We start from the raw sequence: 745 nt of genomic DNA, 5'->3' as shown, positions 1-745 counted from the left end.
TTACGGAAATCCAACGAATGAGTTTTGAACTGCAGGAAGCCAAAAACCGGATAAAATATTTGGAGCGTGCCGAAGAGGTCATAAAACAAATTCATGGCAATTACGGTTTTGAGAGGATTGTATATAAAAGCAAGCAGATGTATGACCTGATTATGATTGCAAAAAAAGTGGCTGAGAGTGACGTGTCGGTTATGATTGTCGGGGAAAGCGGTACCGGCAAAGATCTGTTTGCTTACGCCATTCATGAAGAAAGCATGCGCTGCGACCAACCTTTTGTGGTAGTCGACTGTAGTGCAATTCCATCAAGCCTGATAGAAAGCGAACTATTCGGCTATGAGTCTGGCGCGTTTACCGGCGCGCAAAAGAAGGGAAAGCCCGGCAAGTTTGAAATTGCCGACGGCGGGACTGTTTTCCTGGATGAGATTGGCGAATTACCGCTGGAGATGCAGTCCAAACTGCTCAGAGTTTTGGAAAGCCATGAATTTTACCGGGTGGGCGGAGTCAAGCCTATTAAAGTGGATATTCGAGTTATTGCGGCAACCAATCGTGAGATGGCAACAATGTTAAAAAACGGTACTTTCCGCCAGGATTTATTTTATCGTTTAAATGTATTTTCGCTAAAACTGCCTGCCCTCAGAGAGCGGCCTGAAGATATACCTATTTTGATTGATTATTACTTAAAAAAACATTCTGTGGTCAATCACAAATTGATTGACAAAATTGCTCCTGAAGTCATGGCTATGCT

1 protein-coding gene is annotated in these 745 nt (G+C 43.4%); it reads left to right on the top strand.

The features are described from left to right. Positions 1 to 17: 17 nt before the first annotated feature. Positions 18 to 745, top strand: a 728-nt coding sequence (locus tag Psfp_RS21170) for a sigma 54-interacting transcriptional regulator (RefSeq protein ID WP_282434376.1), incomplete at its 3' end; no start/stop codon positions are given.

The sequence above is a fragment of the Pelotomaculum sp. FP genome, from assembly GCF_004369245.1.
In the GTDB taxonomy this organism is placed as follows: domain Bacteria; phylum Bacillota; class Desulfotomaculia; order Desulfotomaculales; family Pelotomaculaceae; genus Pelotomaculum_C; species Pelotomaculum_C schinkii.
Note: the sequence above shows the minus strand (reverse complement) of the source record. Positions and strands in the feature narration are given on the sequence as shown.